Origin of the sequence: Myxococcus llanfairpwllgwyngyllgogerychwyrndrobwllllantysiliogogogochensis (assembly GCF_006636215.1) — a bacterium.
Taxonomy (GTDB): domain Bacteria; phylum Myxococcota; class Myxococcia; order Myxococcales; family Myxococcaceae; genus Myxococcus; species Myxococcus llanfairpwllgwyngyllgogerychwyrndrobwllllantysiliogogogochensis.
In genome coordinates this window covers 1-381 of the sequence record NZ_VIFM01001045.1, presented here as the reverse complement: position 1 = coordinate 381, position 381 = coordinate 1, and the positions used below count along the sequence as shown (strand labels likewise).

Annotated in this window: 1 protein-coding gene; it reads right to left on the bottom strand. The window is 75.3% G+C overall.

What is annotated here, in order from left to right:
* Window positions 1-381, bottom strand: a 381-nt coding sequence (locus FJV41_RS57765; protein WP_141649719.1) for a M16 family metallopeptidase, incomplete at both ends; no start/stop codon positions are given.

The window sequence follows — 381 nt, the reverse complement described above, 5'->3', positions numbered from 1 at the left end:
GCCCATGACCGAGGCACCGCTGTCCGCGCCGTCCGCCACGCGGTCGGCGCCCTGGCTGAGCGCGCGTTCCAGACGTGCGCCGTCGTAGCCGCTCAGCACGCCGGACAGCACCATCAGCGCCAGTGCGTCGCGGTCGGTTTCCTCGAGGTTCTCCAGGCGCTGCAGGCCCGGCGCGCGGAACGCCAGGGCGACGAAGGACTGCTCGGCGGGCGCCTTGAAGTCGATGCGGCGCAGGCCGCGCTGCGCGGGTTCGGTGCGCGGCTTGCGCGCCGGCACGGCGCGCGCGGGGATGCGGCCGTAGGTCGCCTCGGCGAGCTTGCGCACGGCCTCCGGATCCACGTCGCCGGCCACCACGATGGCCGCGTTCGCGGGCACGTACCA